This window comes from Trinickia sp. NRRL B-1857 (assembly GCF_050470685.1).
GTDB lineage: Bacteria > Pseudomonadota > Gammaproteobacteria > Burkholderiales > Burkholderiaceae > Trinickia.
The window spans coordinates 3800139-3817220 of the sequence record NZ_JBFLUK010000001.1; the positions used below are offsets into that span (position 1 = coordinate 3800139).

A 17082-nucleotide genomic window follows, 5' to 3' on the forward strand; every position below is an offset into this window, starting at 1 on the left:
GAAGGCCGAAGCCCTAAACTCTAAGCAAATAAGCGTCGTGCCTAGCGAGAAACGCTCGGAGCCGCTCGCCGTAGTCAGGCGTAACCGACGCCTGAACACTGCGCCGTTCCGAGAGTGCCGTGCGCCACGCCCGAACGCGCGGAGTATCGGCAAAAACACGCGTATCGGCCAGCGCATCGAACACGTCGAAGTATCGAAAGATCGGTGCGAAAGCGGCATCGACGAGCGAGAAGCGCTCCCCTGCGAAATACGGCCCGTGACCCAACTCGGCTTCGACGCGAGCGAATTTGTCCGTCAGCGCTCGCCGCTTGAGTTCATAACGGTCGGCATCGGCAGCCGTCTCGAAGTGCCAGAGCTCCGACAAAATCGACGAAGCAAATTCGATCCAACTGCGATGCCGTGCGCGATCGAGCGGGTCTCGCGGATGAAGCGCGGGACCCACGTCCGCATCCTCGAGATACTCGCAAATCACCGCGCTCTCGAATACGACGGAGACGGGCTGCTGTTCACCCTGAACAATCAGCAGCGGGACTTTGCCGAGCGGCGAGATCGCGACGAACCAAGCCGGCTTGTCGGCCAAATCGACATAGCGCCGTTCGAAGGCCACGCCTTTCTCGGTCAGGGCGATAGCGGCGCGCTGCACGTAGGGGCACAAGGGATGGCTCACCAAGCTATAAGCCGGCGGGTTCGTCGCGTGCATTATTCGGCCACCTTCAGGCCTTCGGCTTTCATCGCTTCACGCACGGCCGGGCGTCGACCTACGCGTTCGAAGTGAGCGCGCAGAGCAGGGTAGTCCGATAGATCGACATTGACCAACTTAGACCAGCTCACGACCGTGAATAGATAGGCGTCGGCCGCCGTAAAGGACTCGCCCATCAGAAACGGTCCGCCGGCCGCCAAATGCCGATCGACGAAGGTGAGCCGATCGGCAATCTTGCCGCGGGCGACCGTTTGCGCTTGTTCGCCGTATTCGGCATGGAACAGCCAAGGGCTGTACATCTTGTGCAGCTCCGTCCCGATGAAATTGAGCCACGATTGCAATTGTGCACGCGCCAGCGTGCCGGCCGCCGGAGCCAGACCGCATTCCGGTTTCTGATCGGCCAGGTATTGCACGATGGCCGGACCCTCGGTCAGCACTTGGCCGTCGTCGAGTTCGAGCACGGGCACATAGCCGTTCGGATTAACAGCCGAAAAGGCCGCGCCCGATGCCAAGGTATGCGGCGTCTTGCCGAGATTGACGCGCACCAGTTCGAGCGCGATGCCGGCTTCGACGGCAACGATATGCGGCGACAACGAGCATGCACCGGCGGAGTAGTAGAGCTTCATGAGGTGGCCTCTGAAAGGGGGTGACCAAAAAGACAGCGGGCTCAGGATAAGGTGTGCGTTCGTGCAATGTCCATTGCGCGTTTGCCATTCATATTTGCATCGGTGCAAGCAATCGGATAGCGTTGCGCCATGAACGATTGGAACGAACTGCGTCTCGTGCTGGCGGTGCAGCGCGCGGCGAATTTGACGGTGGCCGCGGCACGGCTGAACATCGATCACTCGACGGCGTTTCGACGCCTGAAGGCGCTCGAGACGCGCCTTGGCGTGCGGCTCTTCGAGCGGCTTTCGGGCGGCGTCTATCAGGCTACGGAGGCGGGGCAGCGGATGGCCGCGGCGGCCGAGCGGATGGAGGACGAGGCGTTGGCGCTCGATCGCGATCTAACGGGCCGCGATCATCGGCTGTCCGGGCGGTTGCGGGTGACGTCGTCGGAGACGCTCGCGTACAGCCGGCTCACGCGGCACTTGGCCGCATTTCGGCAGGTTCACCCAGGGCTCGTCGTGGATTTGTCCATCGACAACCGCGTGCTCAATCTGTCGCGCCGCGAGGCCGATGTTGCATTGCGCCCGGTTCGGCCGAAGCAGGGCGATCTGTGGGGGCGCCGGCTGGCCAGCATCGCGTGGGGGCTTTATGCGACACCCGCCTATCTAGGCGCGCGCGAACGTCCATCGATGAACGCCAAGTCACTAGCTGAGCACGCGTTGATCGGATGGGATGAAGGGGTGTCGGGCATTCAAGCCGCTCAGTGGCTGGCGCAAGCGGCACCTGAGGACGCTGTCGTTTATCGAACGAACAGTCTCGTCAACCAACTCGTCGCGGCGCGTGCCGGAATCGGGCTCGCGTTGCTGCCGTGCTATCTGGGCGATACCGAGGCCGGCGTCGTGCGCGCGATGCCGGAGCCGGTGCCGGACCTGGAGGGCGAGCTCTGGATCGTGGCGCTCGCCGATCTAAAAAATACGGCGCGGGTTAGGGCGTTCTTCGACGTGGTCGGCGATGGGCTTTCGCGTGAACACGCATTGTTCGAAGGCCGCGGCGGTGTCGTCGGCGACTAGGGGGGCATTCAGCTCGCAGCGGAACAGCAATCGATAATCGAATGCCGCCCCTACGCGAGCCCCGCCCACACCGCCAACGCAATAGAGCCGAAAACCAATACGACCGCGAGCGTTTTCGTCCGGTGCAATTGTGTCCACAGCAGTACGCCCGTGAGCGATAGCAGCACGAGCGAGCCCGCAAGCGTATCGATCAGCAATACCCAGCCGATGCCGAGCCCTGCGCCCCGATGCAGGTTCGTCAGCATCGCGACGAACGAGTTCTCGCTGTGCTTGAGCGTGACGAACCCGTTGCCGATCCAGTATTCGGCCATGACGCTTTCGCGCGGCGTCGCGAACGTCATTTGCCAATGCTCGGGCTGTACGGCATCGCGATCACCCCACGCCACCTGATGTGCGGGCTCGCGCTGCACTCTGCCGAGGCGGCCAGGCAGCTTGTATTCCCGTTGCAGCCAAGTAGCGAGGGCGCGCGGTGTGTCAGGTGCGGGGGAGGGCAACGGCACCTGCACGCTCGAAACGTGCGGCGCACCGGTCGAAATCCTCAAGGGCGGCGCGCGATGGTTCAAGAGGAAGCCCGTGGTGCCGAACAGCAACCCGAGTGCCGCGCCCCAAAGCCCAACCCAGCCGTGAACGTTGCGCAGCCATTTGATAAAAGTCGCTCGCCGCCCGCGCGCGTTGCGTGCGACGGTCGCCGCGGCCAGCGGTACACGCGCCTCGGACACAGTCACGTTTCACTCCAGAGACGCAAAAGGTTGTGATAGCAGCCGACGAGATTGCGGCGCGCCAGTTCGTCGGCATCGGTCGCATTCAAGCGTTGGATGGCGTTGTCCATATCGAACAGCAGCGTGCGCTGCGCATCGCTGCGCACGAGACTTTGCACCCAGAGGAAGCTCGCGATGCGCACGCCACGCGTGACGGGCGTCACCCGGTGAACGCTGGTCGCCGGATAAAGCACCATGTCTCCAGCCGGCAACTTCACGGCATGAGTGCCGTACGTATCTTCGATCATGAGCTCGCCCCCGTCGTACTCGTCGGGAGAGGACAGGAAGAGCGTGGCCGAAACGTCGGTTCGCAGCTTGATGCCGTTCGGCAGGACCCGCACTGCGCCGTCGACATGGTTGCCGAACGTCATGCCGCCTTCGTAGCGGTTGAACAGCGGCGGGTACACCTGGTTCGGCAGAGCCGCGCTAATGAACCGTGGATTCCGTTCAAGCGCGGCGAGGACCAGGTCGCCAAGCTCACGCGCAATCGGCGTGTGTTCGGCGATCTGTTGATTGCGTTTGACCGGGGCACCGGAGTAGCCGGCCGTCGCCCGACCGTCGACCCATGCGTCGCCGGCGGCGTCGAGCCGATCACGCACGTTTCGTATCTGCTCGGCGTTCAGCACGCCGGGAATCTGTAGCAACATCTCAATGTTCCTTCAGGCCGCCCGAGCCCGGCCGCGCGCTTCGTTCCGAAGCAGTGCCGGTGCGAGCAGCGGCCATTTCATCAAAGCCGGTATTCGAATGTGGCAAGGAGCGTGCGGCCGATGCCCGGTACCGAGCGTCCACCGTCGGATTGGATAAGCGAGTCGTAATAGAACTTGTCCGTGAGGTTCAGCAAGTTAAGCCGCAAGTCCCATTTCTTCGCGTGATAAGCGGCCATCGCATCCCAACGCGTATAACCGCCAACCTGTACCAGGTTGGTATTCGCGGCATAGCGTGCCGACATATACGTCGGGCCGCCGCCGACTTCCCATTGGGGCGTGAAGTTGTATGTGGTCCAGAGCGTCAGCGTATTGCGCGGCGTATTAGCCGGCGTATGGCCCTGCGTACCGTCTCGCGCGCGCAAGATCGTCGCATCCATGTAGGTATAGCCGCCGAACAATTGCCAGTTCGGCAGTATGTGGCCCGTCACGCCCGCCTGAAACCCGCGCACACGAATGTCGCCGTCGAGTGTGTATTCGGTCGAGGACACTTGAGTGCGTGCGTTGTCCATCTCCTCTTGGAACAGCGCGGACGTAACCGACAAGTTGCCGCCAAGCAAATCCCATTTGCCGCCCACCTCATACGACTTCGTATGCTCGGGAGCGAGATTCTGCGTGAAGTTGGTGACGGTAAGCGCTTCGAGCGAAGGGTTGAACGAGGTGCCGTACGAGAAGTAGTACGACTGCCAATCGGTCGGCTGATAGATGGCGCCGGCCCGCACGCTCGTGAAGTAATTCGTCTGGGCCGTATAACCCGGCGAGTTGATCGTGTTGCTGATATGCGCTTGGAAGCGATCCCAGCGCAAGCCGCCCACCACCTTCCAATGCGAGCCGATCGAAATCGTATCGTTCAGGTACGCGGCGAGCGAGGTCGCGCCGGATTGGGCATAGTTGCCGGTCGTCTGCGTGACGTTCGACGGTGTGCTCTCGTACACGGGGTCGATCAGCGAGAGGATCGGCAGGTTATTGCGCGTGTAGCCTTGATTGCTGTAAGCCTCGTAGCCGATCTCCGCGCCGGCGATCACATCGTGGCCGATCGGACCGGTGTTGAATTTGTAGCGCACCATCGAATCGTTGCTGATCGAGCGGTTCTGAATGACGCGGTCGTGACTCTGCAACTGCACGTAAAGGTCTTGCACCGGCAGATTCGTGAAGTTGCCCGCCGTGAGCGCCGTGCTGGACGCGAGCGGACCCGTGAGCACGGCGCGCGCGGCGGTTTCGCGCGCATCGGTCATCGAATGCGAGATTTGCATCTGGCTCGACACCGAGAGCGAATCCGAGATCTTGTGATCGATGCGCGCTCGGAGCGACTGCACGTCTTGAATCGTGCGATCGTCGGTTAGACCGTAGTAGGTGTGCTTCGACGGCGCGAATGCGTGGCCGTTGATCGACTGCACACCATAGTCGGGCATGTCGTAGTTGTGTTGGATCAGCGCTGAGATCGTGATCTCGGTGGGCGTGCCGATTCCGAAGCGGATCGACGGCGCAATACCGTAATCCTTATTCTTCATCTCATCGCGCGTGGAACCGATCGACTGGCCGAAGGCGTCGACGCGAAACGCAGCCGTATCGCTCAGAGGGTGATTCAAGTCGACCGACGTCCGGTAGCGATCGCCGGTGCCGATCGTCGTCGAAATCTCGGCCGAGGGTTTGCGGTTGGGACGCTTGCTCACTTGGTTGATGACGCCGCCGGTCGAGCCGCGGCCGAACAGCATCGACGAGGGACCATACAACACGTCGATCGATTCGAGATCGAAGGTGTCGCGGTAGTACTGATTGCGATCGCGAAAGCCGTCGAGATAGATGTCGTTTTGCGCCGTGAAGCCACGCAGGTTGATGTTGTTGCCGATCTGGCCGCCCTCGGCGCCGCCGATCGTGATGCCCGGTGCGTTACGCAAGCTGTCTTGGAACGATGTGACGCCTTGCGACTGCATGAGCGCCTGATTGATCACAGTGACCGATTGCGCGATGTCGCGTTGGGCCGTGGGCACTTTGCCGCCGACGGAGGATTTATCCGTGAGGAAGTCGTCGCGCGGTTTGCTCGCGTCGATCCTTACCTCCGGCAGCGTAGCGACCGAGGCTGCCATCTGCGATCGCGCCTTCCCGGCTTGCGCGGTTTCGACCGTCGCGCTGTCCTTGGGTGCCGCCTCGTTCGGACGAGCCGGCGCCGGCGAAACCTGCGCGTGCGCGGCGAGCGGGAGCGCAGTGACATGCAGCGCGAACGCCAGTTTGAGTGAGCGCGCGAGCGGCGTCCTGGTCAACAACATGTGGAACCCCTTTGTTCATCGTGCGCCTGCCGTCCATGCGGCGGGCGCTTGGTATGCGGATAGCGTCTTCAGCGGTATCCGTGCGATTAGTAACGCAAATGAGAATGATTAGCATTACATAATAATGAGATAATTTCAAGCCTTGTGATAGACAGACCCTTTCTTTCACTCCATCCGCTAGGCGCCCGCCATCGCCCCTCCTAGGCATCGCGCTTGCACCGCGACGTCGAATCCCTGTCGCGACCACTCGCGTTTTGCGACGACCGGGAACGCGCCGGTGCATGCATCGGCTCACGCGAACATGCTTCAAAAGGAAAACGGTATGTCCGAGCCGCAAGCGGGCGCCGAGTCGCCGCATCTCGATGCTAGTCAGCGTGAACAAGCCGCCAGTCACTCGACGCCCCATCCGCTCGTCGTCCATGAGGTCGTGCGCGCCTTCTCACGATCTTGCTCGTCACCTATACGGTGGGCGTGAGCCGGCTCACGCACGTCATCGCAAGTTCCGCCGAAGCGGCCTACGCCGTGATGATCGGCTCGGTGCCGGTGGCCGATTACTTCCGCGTCTTTCTGCTGCCGACGCTGATCGGGAACGTCATCGGAGGCGTCTCGATGGTGGCGATCGTCAATCACGCCGCGATCGCACCGGAAATCATTGACGGTCGTCGTAAAGATTGAATGGACGGTTCCCTATGACAAAAGCGGGGCCGTTTTTTTAAATTTTCGTGAATATTTTTTGTGGGAGGGTGTTTGGCGCCTTGCCTGCGTCGGGATGCGACGGAGGCAGGCAAGCAAGTGAACACGGAGGAAATAGACGTAGTGAACGGCTTCGACGATGCAATTCTGACTTTTTTGACGCAACACGCGTTTCACGCTGCCTTCATCAACCGCGCGATCAGGGCGATGACCGAGTTCTACACGATCAAAGGGCTCGTGCTGATCACGGCGATCTGGTGGATATGGCTTGCGCCGAGCCAGCCCGGCAAATCGAATCGCGAGATGGTGATCGCGACGATCGCGAGCGGATTGCTCGCACTTTTGATCGGCAGATTGATGGCGCACTACCTACCCTTCCGGATCAGGCCGATCGACGACCCGAGCGTACATTTACATTTCCCCGAAGCTACCTACACGGAATCCACGCTGCGGTTCTGGAGTTCGTTTCCCAGCGATCACGCAATGATGTGGGGCGCGATCGCAACGGGCGTCTTTCTCGTCTACCGTTTCGTTGGCGTGTTGGCTCTGCTTTATACGGTCCTCTTTATTCTGCTGCCGCGCGTCTATCTGGGTTTGCATTACCCGACGGATGTCATCACCGGCTTGGTGCTCGGTGTCACGCTGACTTGTCTCATGACGCGTGCGGCGGTGCGAGAGCGGATAGCGGCGCCGATTCTGCGTCTGATCGAGCGGTTCCCCGCCCCGGGCTATACGTTTGCCTTCATCCTGTGCTTCGAAATGATCACGCAGTTCGACGATCTTCGCGTCGCCACGGAGGCGATTCGAAAGGCGCTTTGACTGCGATGGTCGAGGTTGCGAAGTACGCCTCGAACCCCTAAAGTAGCGTGTTGTCGCGCTGCGCAACGGGCCCCGCCCGTACGTTGCGGTGCGTGCGGGAGATGGCATTCCTCCTTTAACCGCCCTTCGTGGCTGATGATGCCTACCATTCCCGAGCCGGAATCGGTAGGCGTTTGCTCGCACGGCGCCGTCTGCCGGTTCGGTTGAAAAACACGATTCGAACCAGGACCTGCGCTGTGATCTACTCGATTGTCTCCATCTTTGTCGGTGCCGGCTGCGGCGCGTTGCTGCGTTGGGCGCTGAGCCTCGGTCTGAATGCCGTCTTTCCCGCGATTCCGCTCGGGACGTTGGCAGCGAATCTGATCGGTGGATTCTTGATCGGCATCGCGGTGGTATTTTTCACGGTGAAAGCGGGCTTGCCTCCCGAGTGGCGTTTGTTCGTCATCACGGGTTTCATGGGCGGCCTAACGACGTTTTCGACCTTCTCGGCGGAAATCGTCACCTCGCTCGCACAAGGTCAGCTCGGCTGGGCGCTCGCGGAGGCCGGGGTCCATCTGATCGGATCGTTCACGTTGACGGCGCTCGGCATGTGGATGGCACGCATATGGCTCATCGCCGCGTGAGGCATTCGCGCGCGGGCTGCTCGGAGAAAGTGCGCCGCCGTTGTCCCCGCGCGTGACGCGAGGCACAATCGGAACGATGCCACGTGAGCGCTAGGAGGCTTTATGCAACCCGAGCAATACGTGTTGTTGCGGTTCTATCTGCACGAAAATCATCGGCTGCACGGCAAGCTGCTCTGGGAGTGGCTGCTCGGTTGTGCGAAGGAGCTCGGCGTCATGGGCGGCTCGGCGTTTCGAGCGATGGCCGGCTTCGGCGCGCATCGCGTCTTGCACGAAGACCGGTTTTTCGAACTGCAAGGGTCGTTGACGGTAGAGGTCGAGTTCGTCGCCACCGAGGCGGAGGCGCGTCAGCTTATCCACCTCGTCTCGCAGGAAAAGGTGCGCGCCGTCTATACGGTCATTCCGGCCACGTTCGGCGTGATTGGCGTCGACGCGTGACCGGAGCGAGCAGAAGCGGAGAAACGGCTGCGATTAGATGCCGAACAGCGTCAGCGATACCGCCATCCGCGTGACGATCATGAGCAGGACCTGCACGATCACGAACAGCAGAATCGGCGAGAGGTCGATGCCGCCCAGATTCGGGATCACACGCCGCAGCGGATTCAGGAACGGGGCGGTCAGTTGATAGAGAATCGGCATCGCGGGCGAGTGCGGGTTCAGCCATGAGAGCAACGCCATCAAAATCGTCAGCCAGATGACGAGATTGAGCGCCCATTTGACGAGCGTCAGCAACGATACGACGGCGATGATCGGCGCGACCGCGAGCGGGTCGACGCCCGCGATCGCCACCATGGCGACGACGTAGACGATCGCGGCCAGCAGCGCCGCGACGATGCTTGCCACGTCCACGCGGCGCGCGCTGGGCAACGCGCGGCGAAGCGGCAGCACGAGCCAGTTCGTCGCCTGAAAAATGGCGTTCGATACGGGGTTGTACGGCGGCAGGCGAACGACCTGCATCCATGCGCGCAAAACCAACGCGGCGCCGAACAACGTGAAAACGGTATTTAGCAGAAAGCGGGCAATATCCCCGAACATCTTCGATCCTTTCCTTCTTTGAGTATCCTGCTTGGACGCGCTATATAGCGCGTCCGTCGTCTCTACACGGCAGCGAGCGCGGCGAGCGTCAAACGTTCACCACGACGTCGCTGATCAAAATCTGCGGCGTGCTGTCGGTGTAATTCGGGATGTCGGCAACGAGCTCCGCCGCCGCCGGTGCGAACACCTGCTGAAATGCTTCCACCGAATCGAACAAGAAATGCCCCGCGGCCACGAAGCTCGGTGCGGAGTTCGGTTCGCCGGCACTGATCGCTTTATCGACGGACCATCCCTTGAGCGCCGGCTCAAAATGCTTGGCCGCCAGCGTCATGTGCTTGTTGCAATAGTACTCGACGTCGAAACGAACGTTTTCTCGATACGGATAGAGGATGCTGACCTTGATCATTTTTGCGTTCTCGTCAGGTTGTTGGGCGGCGCTAAGACGGGCAGGCGGCTGTCGGCGCCGGTCGTCACCATAGCACGGCTTACGTCGCGCTTGCAGAGCGCGCCAATGCGCGTGCCAGCGTCGCTCGCGTCGCCTCGCTCATTACCTCCATGGATGGAGGCGGATGCTCGCGGCGGCTCGCGAGCGAAAGCGCACGGCGCGTCAGCAGCGCGTAGAGCATCGCATGGTCGGCGCCGAGCGCTTCGAACGAGCCGAGCTGCCGTTCGAGCAGTCCGGCATCGCCACGCGACACGGGGCCGGCCAAGGCGTCGACCAAGCCTTTCGCATGCGCGGCCTGGACGGTCCCCGCCAGCATCGGCAATAACGCACGCAGCGATTGCGCTTCGTCGAAGCCGAGCGTCCGCCAAATATCGACGGCCTCGGCCAATCCGGCCAGCGCGAAGCTAGCCGCGTAGTGGGCCGCGCCGTGATACAGCATGCGTTGCGCCCCCGCGAGCGTCAGTACCTCGCAGCCGAGCGCATGCGCGAGCGCGCCGAGAAGCGCGCCGAGTTCGGGATCCGCTTCCACGGTGATGGAGCAGCCGGCGATGCGTTCTAGGTCCGCTTCGTCGCCGCTGAATAGGTATAGCGGATGGAAGCCGCCGATTGCGGCGCCTTGGGCGTGCGCGCCGGCCAGTACGTCGACGCCGGTCGCTCCGCTGCAATGGACGAGTGCAACCGAGCCTTTGCGGTCCGTGGCGAATTCGAGACTGTTGGCGATCGTACCGATGCTGTCATCCGGAACCGCTAAAAAGATAACGTCGGATTGTTCGACGACGGCTTGGGCGTCGGCGACGGCGCGGCACGAGGGAAGGGCGGCGGCCAGTTGCGCGCTGGCGTTCGACGAGCGCGAGGTCACCGCCTCGACAGCGTAGCCCGCGCGGGCAAAACCCGCGGCAAGGCATCTGGCCAAGCGGCCGGCGCCGATGAATCCAAGTCGAGGAGTAGTTGGAAGCGGCATGGTCAAGGCGGACACGATTCGGTTGCGTTTCGTCCGACCGTAGTGACGAAGCCGCCAGTATCGCGCATCGGCGCATTTATGGCGTTATTTGATGCGCGTACATTGTCGCGTGCCGTTCCGCAACGGGGGTTCGTGCCGATTCTCGCCGATGCGTTTCGGGCGTGGTATTGAGAGGCGCGGCCGGCATGTCGCCGCCGGCACCGGAGGTACGCGCTTCGTTCTTCGCTCTTGCGTCGCAGCCATGCATGGGAGGTCACGATGAACGCTTTTTCTTACCGCAAACATTTGCGGTTTCTGAGCCGTGCTCAACGCCGGCTCTGGTGGGATCAAAAAAAACGCCTCACGCCACGCGTCAAGATAGGTGAGGCCTATGTGCCTCCGAGCATCTCGCGCGAATTTACCTACGTCAAAGTGGGATGACGGTCCTCGCACAAGTTGGCCGAACCGGGGCGGGAGCCGAACGGCGAACTCGCCCCGCGATAATTTGTAATTAAACATTACCGACGACGTTGCGACAGCGGCTCGCCAAGCGGTAAAAATTCACCCATCCCGCCTACCTGCCGGTGGCCGGCCCGCCCCTGCACGGCCGTGCAGCCGTACCCCCATTGCAATTTGCAACAATTGCCAGGCCCCTGGCCGCGGCTTTTTCGATACATTCGAAGGGTAGATTGCAGTCGTGCCACTCTGTGATTCGGTGCGCAGGCTGCGCATTCGCCAGAGGAACAGTATGAAAAAGCTCGCTTCGTTGATCGCCGTCGCAGCATTGAGCGCGGGGTTCGCCGCGACGGCACAGGCGCACGTATCGATCGGCGTGGGTATCGGCATTCCGGTCGCACCGGCTTACCCCGTTTATGCTCCGCCGCCCCCCGTTTATTACGCACCGCCGCCGCCCGTCTACTATTCGCCGCCCCCGGTCTACTATGCTCCGCCGCCGGTCGTCGTCGGTGGATATTATGGCGGCGGCTATTACCCGCACCGCTATTGGCATCATCATCCGTACTATCGCGGATGGTAACCGGCAGCTAGCGGCCGAGCGTCCGGTACTCGGATAGACGCAGAACCTTCGACGGCGTAACGCCGGCACCTCGCCGCGTTGCGCCGTCGACGTTTTAGGCGTATCTCGAAAACCGACCGAATGAGAATGAATTAGATCGACGCGCTAGCCGTGTGCACGATCAAGTCGCGATAGCCGCCCACGATCACGCTGTACGACAAGTACGCGAACAAAAGCGCCGAGACGATGTGGCATCCGCGCAGCAACGAGGCGCCCGCGCGTTTGCGGCCTTGACTGGCGAGGGTGCAGATGAATACCGTCCACGCCAGTCCGCCTAGAAAAAAGCCGCCGAGAAACAGCGAGGCGCTGCCTGTGCTCGTCGCGCCGGCTTTCGCGATCAGTGCGCCGCCGACGGCCGCGAACCACAGGATCGCCGAGGGCGACGACATCGCCAACGCCACGCCGCGCGCGAATGCGCGCATCGCACTCGCCTCCGGTTCATCGCTCATGCTTTGCGCGGCCGGCGCGGGGGAGAGCGCTTCGCGCGCCATCTTCCACGTCAAAAACAGCAGCATCGCCGCGCCGCCGATCCAAACGACCCAGCGCACCGTATCGAATCGCAGCAGTGCCGCCATGCCCGCGAGGGCCAGCGTCGCGTAGACGAGATCGCCGATGCACGAGCCGAGCCCGAGCCAAAAGCCGGGCCGGAAGCCGTGCGAAAGGGTGCGCGAGAGAATCGCGACGTTCACGATGCCGATGTCGAGACAGAGCGACAGCGAAAGAAAGAACCCGTTGGACAAAAGCGAGACCGGTTGCATGTCGAGCGGAACGTGTCGATAAGAAAGTGAGATAACGAAATCGCGAAGACGAGTCGATCGCGTTCAGGTTGCCTGGCGCGTGAGCGGAATGCTGACTTCCATTCTCCCCACCTCGAGCCCGACGGTATTTTTGATGACCGGCGCCCGGAATAGGTCGAGCCGAGCCCGTTGCGCCGGCGTGCCAATGCCGAGTTGGTGGACGAGTTCGGTGACGACGGCGGTGAGAATCGCGCCGTTGCCGTCCTCGACCTTGGCGGCAATGCCGATGGGCCCATCGACGCCCGCGACCGTATGAGCGCCCGCTCGGACGCCGAGCCCGTAGCTGCCTTCCGCGCCCACCTTGCCGACGACGTCGCCCCCGAATGCACTCATCAACGCCGTGCAAAACCGTCCCTCGCCGGCAACGAGTTCGGGGTAGGTCGTCATCGCGCGATAAATACGCGCGAGCGCGGCGTCGCGCGGCGTGGCGGGCTCACCCGACGCGGCCCGATCGGCGGCATCCGCCAGTTTCGCGAATAGGCGGGCGAGGCGGTCGAGCGCGAAGCTCGGGGTGGGCAAGTTGCAGCCGTCGATGCCCCACGCGATGTCGCCGTCGGCGAGATCGACGAGGTCCGCCAGCGTGCGCTTCACGTGCTGCTGCAACGGGTGGTCGGCGCGTTCGTAGTCTTTCGTTTGCTGCCCCATGGCGAGGGCGGCTGCAAGCATCCCGGCATGCTTGCCCGAGCAGTTGCTACAGACCGGTGTCGGTGTGAAGTCCCGCTTGATCCAGTCGCGTTGGACCGCATCCGAGATGGGCGGGTGCCCACCGCAACGCATCTCGGCTTCTGTGACGTGCGCTTTCGCGAGCATCGCCCGGGCGCGCGTCACGTGGCGCTCCTCGCTGCTATGCGAGGCGCACATCAAGGCGAGATCGGCCTCGTCGAAGCCGTAACGTTCGAGTGCGCCGGTCTCCAAGATAGCCAGCGCTTGCGCAGGCTTGACGGCCGAGCGCGGCAGCGTGAGACGTCGCGGGTCGCCGTAGGCGTAGAGCAGACGGCCGCGTGCATCGACGACGGCGACGTGCGCCACGTGCCGGTTTTCGATCGCGGGACCGCGATACGTCGTGACGGCGGCTTGGAAGGCAGGCGATGCGGTCATGATGAGCAAGCTCCTCGACGGGATATAGGGGGCGGGCCTAGATGGATTTAGCGGCCGAGCCCCAGTCGTTCGTACAGCGCGTCGATGCGCGTCTTCACGGCGGCATCCATCGCAATGGGGCGGCCCCATTCGCGATCGGTCTCGCCGGGCCACTTGTTCGTGGCATCGAGCCCCATCTTCGATCCGAGACCCGCCACCGGGGAGGCGAAGTCGAGATAGTCGATCGGCGTCCGGTCGACGAGGACCGTGTCGCGCGCGGGATCGACGCGTGTCGTAATCGCCCAGATGACTTCCTTCCAATCGCGCACGTCCACGTCTTCATCGACGACCACGATGAACTTCGTATACATGAACTGGCGCAAGAAGCTCCAAACGCCGAACATCACGCGTTTCGCGTGCCCGGCGTAGCTCTTCTTCATCTGCACGATCGCCATCCGATAGCTACAGCCTTCTGGCGGCAAATAAAAATCGGTGATCTCGGGGAACTGCCTTTGTAGCAGCGGCACGAACACTTCGTTCAGCGCCACGCCGAGCATGGCGGGTTCGTCGGGCGGTTTGCCCGTATAGGTCGAGTGATAGACGGCATCGCGGCGCATCGTGATGCGCTCGACCGTGAACACGGGGAACCACTCCTGCTCGTTGTAATAGCCCGTGTGATCGCCGTAGGGCCCTTCGAGGGCGTGCTCGTAGCGGGCGCTCGCGCTTTGCGAAGGACGCGGCGGGGCGCCGTCGGGCAGCGGACCGGGATCGCCTTCTTGCGGATGGATGAACCCTTCCAACACGATTTCCGCGCGGGCCGGCACTTGCAACGTCTCGAGGCCCGGTGTCAGGCATCGCGCGAGTTCCGTGCGTGCGCCGCGCAGCAACCCCGCGAACTGATATTCCGACAACGTGTCGGGCACCGGCGTGACGGCACCCAGCATAGTCGCGGGATCGGCGCCGAGCACGACGGCAACCGGGTAGGGCTTGCCGGGATTGGCCAGCGCGAATTCCCGAAAATCGAGCGCGCCGCCGCGATGCGCGAGCCAGCGCATGATGAGCTTGTTGCGGCCGATCAGCTGTTGACGGTAGATGCCGAGATTCTGCCGCGGCTTGTTCGGCCCGCGCGTGACCGTCAGCCCCCAGGTGACGAGCGGGGCGGCGTCGCCGGGCCAGCAGGTCTGAATCGGCAGGCGGGCCAGATCGACGTCGTTGCCTTCCCAAGCGATCTCCTGGCACGGGGGCGAGTTGACCGTCTTGGGCGCCATGTCCCAGACCGCTTTGGCGAGCGAGAGCAGCTTGCCGGCGTCTTTGAGTCCCTTCGGCGGCTCCGGCTCCTTAAGTGCGGACAGCAAACGCCCGACATCGCGCAGCGAGCGCAGCGCGGCACCTTCCTCGGCGGCCGCCGTTTCGTCGATGCCCATGCCGAGCGCGATCCGGCGCGTGGTACCGAACAGGTTGCCGAGCACCGGAAACGAATGACCCGCCGGGGCATCGAAGAGCAGCGCGGGGCCGCCGGCGCGCAGTACGCGGTCGCACAGCTCGGTCATCTCGAGCACGGGCGATACGCTTTCCGGCACGCGCCGCAACTCGCCCAGCGCCTCGAGGCGGTTCATGAAGTCCCGCAAGTCCTTGTATTTCATAAGTTCGATAGATGAGCGACCGGCGCCGCGACGATCGTGGGCGCCAAACAGCCGACGATTTTACCTGCGCGGGGCAAGGACGTTGATCGGAGGTCCACATCGCAAAACGGTGGAAACGCGCACGGGGCATGGTTATCGGCCGTTCACCCAGGTTCCTTAATTACATTTCGTTATGATTTCGACTTTTTGTAGCATTGACGATCTATAAAAGCCTGCTAGAATCCGTCCCACATTGGCTGCGGGGCCAAGTAGTTTTGAGTGAGTGTACTGTCCTCGATCCAGCCCACGACGCGAAGTGTCGCGTCACCGTTCGCCGCCCTGCACGGTGCTCCAACGGTCTATTGCTCTATTAGTTGTCATTGCCGCCGGCGTTCAAACGCCGGTTTTGCGTGAGAGCCACCGCGCGCATGTCTGACGGCATGCCGCCGGTCCTTTTGCTCCGATGTGGCTCTCCACACGGTCTACTGCCGCCGCGCGCGGTAGGGTGCCGTATCCCGGCGTCGCCGCGGTCCGACCAAGGCCCGCGATGCCTTGGCTTGCTCGATGGGCGCTTGAGTGCGTCGGTTGTCTCCATCGAGGTCGAGCCATGCTCAATGGGAGAACTGAATGAATACTTGGTTATCGTGGCGTTCCGAAGGCAGTTTAGGCGTAGCGGTGCGAGCCGCATTGCGCCGTGGGACGCGTGTCAGTCACCATCTGTTCAGCATCGTCGGCGTGTGCGCCGTATTGTGCGCGCTCGTCTTGTGGCTGTTGCCGACCGCACGCGGCACAATTGCCGCGCGCCTGATGCCGTTCATCGAAGCCGCGGTCCAGGCGGGCCCGGCACGGCTCCTGAGCGGCCATCCGCTGCCCGGATTCGGGCCGGTGGGCGCCGACGGCGCCGAAGATGCGCCCACCCTCGACACGGCCCGCTATGACGGCGCGTTCGACGGCAGCGGTGCCAGCGGCTTGACGGTCGCGGCGGCGCCCGGAACCGATCTGCATTTGCCGACGAGCATCACGCCGTCGAATCTGTTCCTACTCGCGAAAATGATCTCGTCGCAGCCGGTTTCGGCCGATGCGCGCGACGATCGCATTCTTGTCTCGGCGCGCGAACAGTCGCTCGTCACGTCGTATTTGGCGCGTCGCTATCACGTGGCTCAAGAGCCCGTCGGCGAACTCGTCAAAGCCGCGTTCGACACGGGCCGCCAAGTCGGGCTCGACCCGCTGCTGTTGCTCGCGGTGATGGCGATCGAATCGGGCTTTAATCCCTACGCCGAAAGCGGTGTAGGTGCGCAAGGGCTCATGCAGGTGATGTCGAAGGTCCACTCGGACAAATTCCAATACTTCGGCGGCACCGGCGCGGCGCTCCAGCCGCTTGCCAACATTACGGTGGGTGCGGTTGTTCTGAAGGATTGCATTGCGCGCGGCGGCTCGCTGCCGGACGGTCTGCGCTTGTACGTGGGTTCCACCTCGCCGGACGACGGCGGCTATGGCGCGAAGGTGATGGCCGAGCGCGGGCGCCTGCGAGACGTCGCTCGCGGCCGTCAAGTGCCGATCAATGCGCCGCAAGCGCCTCAGTCCCCGCAAAAGCAGGTGGTCGTGGCGGCCAAGCGCGTTCAAGTTGCGCTCGAGAGCAACCATCCCGCGGCGGTTCAGACGAAGACGGGCGCCGCGAATGCTTCGACGACGATGCCCGAGGATGATGCGACCAATACCAGCGCCGCGCACCACGGCGCCGCGACGGAACTTGGCGCCTGACAAGATCTCGCGCTGAATAAAAAAAGGCACCCTGGGGTGCCTTTTTTGTTGCTTTCTCGGCCGTCGAACGGACGAGGTGCGTGGCAATGAAGC

The 17082-nt window shown here is 62.8% G+C and carries 18 protein-coding genes, 1 pseudogene and 1 riboswitch; of the genes and pseudogenes, 8 read left to right on the forward strand and 11 right to left on the reverse strand.

Going from position 1 to position 17082, the window contains the following annotated elements:
• Window positions 1–13: 13 nt before the first annotated feature.
• Window positions 14–700 carry a glutathione S-transferase family protein gene (locus AB1286_RS16990; protein ID WP_430364356.1) on the reverse strand — a complete coding sequence of 229 codons (687 nt, stop codon included), beginning with the start codon at window positions 698–700 and terminating at the stop codon, window positions 14–16.
• Window positions 700–1326, reverse strand: a complete 627-nt coding sequence (gene gstA, locus AB1286_RS16995) for a glutathione transferase GstA (RefSeq protein ID WP_430364357.1) — start codon at window positions 1324–1326, stop codon at window positions 700–702. The genes AB1286_RS16990 and gstA overlap by 1 nt, the downstream gene beginning before the upstream one ends.
• A gap of 129 nt (window positions 1327–1455) precedes the next feature.
• On the opposite strand from gstA, the gene AB1286_RS17000 reads away from it, so the two are divergent.
• The gene (locus tag AB1286_RS17000; protein WP_430364358.1) at window positions 1456–2376 is read left to right on the forward strand and encodes a LysR family transcriptional regulator; all 921 of its coding nucleotides are present in this window, start codon (window positions 1456–1458) and stop codon (window positions 2374–2376) included.
• Window positions 2377–2426: 50 nt separating this feature from the next.
• Here AB1286_RS17000 and AB1286_RS17005 read toward each other — a convergent pair whose 3' ends face one another.
• The 3 genes from AB1286_RS17005 to AB1286_RS17015 all read right to left on the reverse strand — a co-directional run bounded on the left by AB1286_RS17005 (window position 2427) and on the right by AB1286_RS17015 (window position 6105).
• On the reverse strand, window positions 2427–3095 hold the full coding sequence (locus tag AB1286_RS17005) for a PepSY-associated TM helix domain-containing protein (RefSeq protein ID WP_430365104.1): 669 nt from the start codon (window positions 3093–3095) through the stop codon (window positions 2427–2429).
• Between the two features lie 2 nt (window positions 3096–3097).
• Window positions 3098–3781 carry a Fe2+-dependent dioxygenase gene (locus AB1286_RS17010; RefSeq protein WP_430364359.1) on the reverse strand — a complete coding sequence of 228 codons (684 nt, stop codon included), beginning with the start codon at window positions 3779–3781 and terminating at the stop codon, window positions 3098–3100.
• 80 nt (window positions 3782–3861) lie between these two features.
• A complete protein-coding gene (locus tag AB1286_RS17015; RefSeq protein WP_430364360.1) occupies window positions 3862–6105 on the reverse strand; it encodes a TonB-dependent receptor in 2244 nt (747 codons plus the stop codon).
• Between the two features lie 432 nt (window positions 6106–6537).
• Between AB1286_RS17015 and AB1286_RS17020 the strand changes: the two are divergent.
• The 4 genes and pseudogenes from AB1286_RS17020 to AB1286_RS17035 all read left to right on the forward strand — a co-directional run.
• Window positions 6538–6780: pseudogene (locus AB1286_RS17020) on the forward strand (formate/nitrite transporter family protein); the annotation flags it as partial.
• 141 nt (window positions 6781–6921) lie between these two features.
• Window positions 6922–7617 carry a phosphatase PAP2 family protein gene (locus AB1286_RS17025; protein ID WP_430365105.1) on the forward strand — a complete coding sequence of 232 codons (696 nt, stop codon included), beginning with the start codon at window positions 6922–6924 and terminating at the stop codon, window positions 7615–7617.
• Window positions 7618–7705: 88 nt separating this feature from the next.
• Window positions 7706–7769: riboswitch (Fluoride riboswitch) on the forward strand.
• An 84-nt stretch (window positions 7770–7853) separates the two neighbouring features.
• Window positions 7854–8240: a fluoride efflux transporter CrcB gene (gene crcB, locus AB1286_RS17030; protein ID WP_430364361.1), complete on the forward strand. Its 387-nt coding sequence runs from the start codon at window positions 7854–7856 to the stop codon at window positions 8238–8240.
• A 102-nt stretch (window positions 8241–8342) separates the two neighbouring features.
• Entirely contained in the window at window positions 8343–8675 is a 333-nt protein-coding gene (locus AB1286_RS17035; protein WP_430364362.1) for a DUF190 domain-containing protein, read from the forward strand.
• A 33-nt stretch (window positions 8676–8708) separates the two neighbouring features.
• On the opposite strand, the gene AB1286_RS17040 is transcribed toward AB1286_RS17035, so the two are convergent.
• The 3 genes from AB1286_RS17040 to AB1286_RS17050 all read right to left on the reverse strand — a co-directional run bounded on the left by AB1286_RS17040 (window position 8709) and on the right by AB1286_RS17050 (window position 10678).
• A complete protein-coding gene (locus AB1286_RS17040; protein WP_430364363.1) occupies window positions 8709–9272 on the reverse strand; it encodes a YggT family protein in 564 nt (187 codons plus the stop codon).
• An 88-nt stretch (window positions 9273–9360) separates the two neighbouring features.
• Window positions 9361–9678, reverse strand: a complete 318-nt coding sequence (locus tag AB1286_RS17045; RefSeq protein ID WP_430364364.1) for an EthD family reductase — start codon at window positions 9676–9678, stop codon at window positions 9361–9363.
• A gap of 79 nt (window positions 9679–9757) precedes the next feature.
• Window positions 9758–10678, reverse strand: coding sequence for a Rossmann-like and DUF2520 domain-containing protein (locus AB1286_RS17050; RefSeq protein ID WP_430365106.1), 921 nt, complete (start codon window positions 10676–10678; stop codon window positions 9758–9760).
• 258 nt (window positions 10679–10936) lie between these two features.
• Here AB1286_RS17050 and AB1286_RS17055 point away from each other — a divergent pair, with 258 nt between their 5' ends.
• A complete protein-coding gene (locus AB1286_RS17055; RefSeq protein ID WP_430364365.1) occupies window positions 10937–11098 on the forward strand; it encodes a hypothetical protein in 162 nt (53 codons plus the stop codon).
• Between the two features lie 307 nt (window positions 11099–11405).
• The gene (locus AB1286_RS17060) at window positions 11406–11693 is read left to right on the forward strand and encodes a hypothetical protein (protein WP_430364366.1); all 288 of its coding nucleotides are present in this window, start codon (window positions 11406–11408) and stop codon (window positions 11691–11693) included.
• Window positions 11694–11824: 131 nt separating this feature from the next.
• Here the strand turns inward: AB1286_RS17060 and AB1286_RS17065 are convergent, their stop codons facing one another.
• The 3 genes from AB1286_RS17065 to AB1286_RS17075 all read right to left on the reverse strand — a co-directional run bounded on the left by AB1286_RS17065 (window position 11825) and on the right by AB1286_RS17075 (window position 15249).
• Window positions 11825–12490 carry a LysE family translocator gene (locus AB1286_RS17065; protein WP_430364367.1) on the reverse strand — a complete coding sequence of 222 codons (666 nt, stop codon included), beginning with the start codon at window positions 12488–12490 and terminating at the stop codon, window positions 11825–11827.
• Window positions 12491–12553: 63 nt separating this feature from the next.
• Complete coding sequence (locus AB1286_RS17070; RefSeq protein ID WP_430364368.1) at window positions 12554–13627, reverse strand: asparaginase; 1074 nt, start codon at window positions 13625–13627, stop codon at window positions 12554–12556.
• A 47-nt stretch (window positions 13628–13674) separates the two neighbouring features.
• Window positions 13675–15249 (reverse strand): UbiD family decarboxylase, encoded by a 1575-nt coding sequence (locus AB1286_RS17075; protein ID WP_430364369.1) that lies wholly within the window; start codon window positions 15247–15249, stop codon window positions 13675–13677.
• A 606-nt stretch (window positions 15250–15855) separates the two neighbouring features.
• Here AB1286_RS17075 and AB1286_RS17080 point away from each other — a divergent pair.
• On the forward strand, window positions 15856–16989 hold the full coding sequence (locus AB1286_RS17080; protein WP_430364370.1) for a transglycosylase SLT domain-containing protein: 1134 nt from the start codon (window positions 15856–15858) through the stop codon (window positions 16987–16989).
• Window positions 16990–17082: the final 93 nt, after the last annotated feature.

What these genes read in the sequence shown, in the direction of transcription:
- AB1286_RS16990 (WP_430364356.1), bottom strand. Translation starts at nt 700, where the DNA reads ATGCACGCGACGAACCCGCCGGCTTATAGCTTGGTGAGCCATCCCTTG.
- AB1286_RS17035 (WP_430364362.1), top strand. Translation starts at nt 8,343, where the DNA reads ATGCAACCCGAGCAATACGTGTTGTTGCGGTTCTATCTGCACGAAAAT.
- AB1286_RS17045 (WP_430364364.1), bottom strand. Translation starts at nt 9,678, where the DNA reads ATGATCAAGGTCAGCATCCTCTATCCGTATCGAGAAAACGTTCGTTTC.
- AB1286_RS17010 (WP_430364359.1), bottom strand. Translation starts at nt 3,781, where the DNA reads ATGTTGCTACAGATTCCCGGCGTGCTGAACGCCGAGCAGATACGAAAC.
- AB1286_RS17060 (WP_430364366.1), top strand. Translation starts at nt 11,406, where the DNA reads ATGAAAAAGCTCGCTTCGTTGATCGCCGTCGCAGCATTGAGCGCGGGG.
- AB1286_RS17075 (WP_430364369.1), bottom strand. Translation starts at nt 15,249, where the DNA reads ATGAAATACAAGGACTTGCGGGACTTCATGAACCGCCTCGAGGCGCTG.
- AB1286_RS17080 (WP_430364370.1), top strand. Translation starts at nt 15,856, where the DNA reads ATGAATACTTGGTTATCGTGGCGTTCCGAAGGCAGTTTAGGCGTAGCG.
- AB1286_RS17040 (WP_430364363.1), bottom strand. Translation starts at nt 9,272, where the DNA reads ATGTTCGGGGATATTGCCCGCTTTCTGCTAAATACCGTTTTCACGTTG.
- AB1286_RS17065 (WP_430364367.1), bottom strand. Translation starts at nt 12,490, where the DNA reads ATGCAACCGGTCTCGCTTTTGTCCAACGGGTTCTTTCTTTCGCTGTCG.
- AB1286_RS17070 (WP_430364368.1), bottom strand. Translation starts at nt 13,627, where the DNA reads ATGACCGCATCGCCTGCCTTCCAAGCCGCCGTCACGACGTATCGCGGT.
- AB1286_RS17015 (WP_430364360.1), bottom strand. Translation starts at nt 6,105, where the DNA reads ATGTTGTTGACCAGGACGCCGCTCGCGCGCTCACTCAAACTGGCGTTC.
- AB1286_RS17055 (WP_430364365.1), top strand. Translation starts at nt 10,937, where the DNA reads ATGAACGCTTTTTCTTACCGCAAACATTTGCGGTTTCTGAGCCGTGCT.
- AB1286_RS17000 (WP_430364358.1), top strand. Translation starts at nt 1,456, where the DNA reads ATGAACGATTGGAACGAACTGCGTCTCGTGCTGGCGGTGCAGCGCGCG.
- AB1286_RS17050 (WP_430365106.1), bottom strand. Translation starts at nt 10,678, where the DNA reads ATGCCGCTTCCAACTACTCCTCGACTTGGATTCATCGGCGCCGGCCGC.
- gstA (WP_430364357.1), bottom strand. Translation starts at nt 1,326, where the DNA reads ATGAAGCTCTACTACTCCGCCGGTGCATGCTCGTTGTCGCCGCATATC.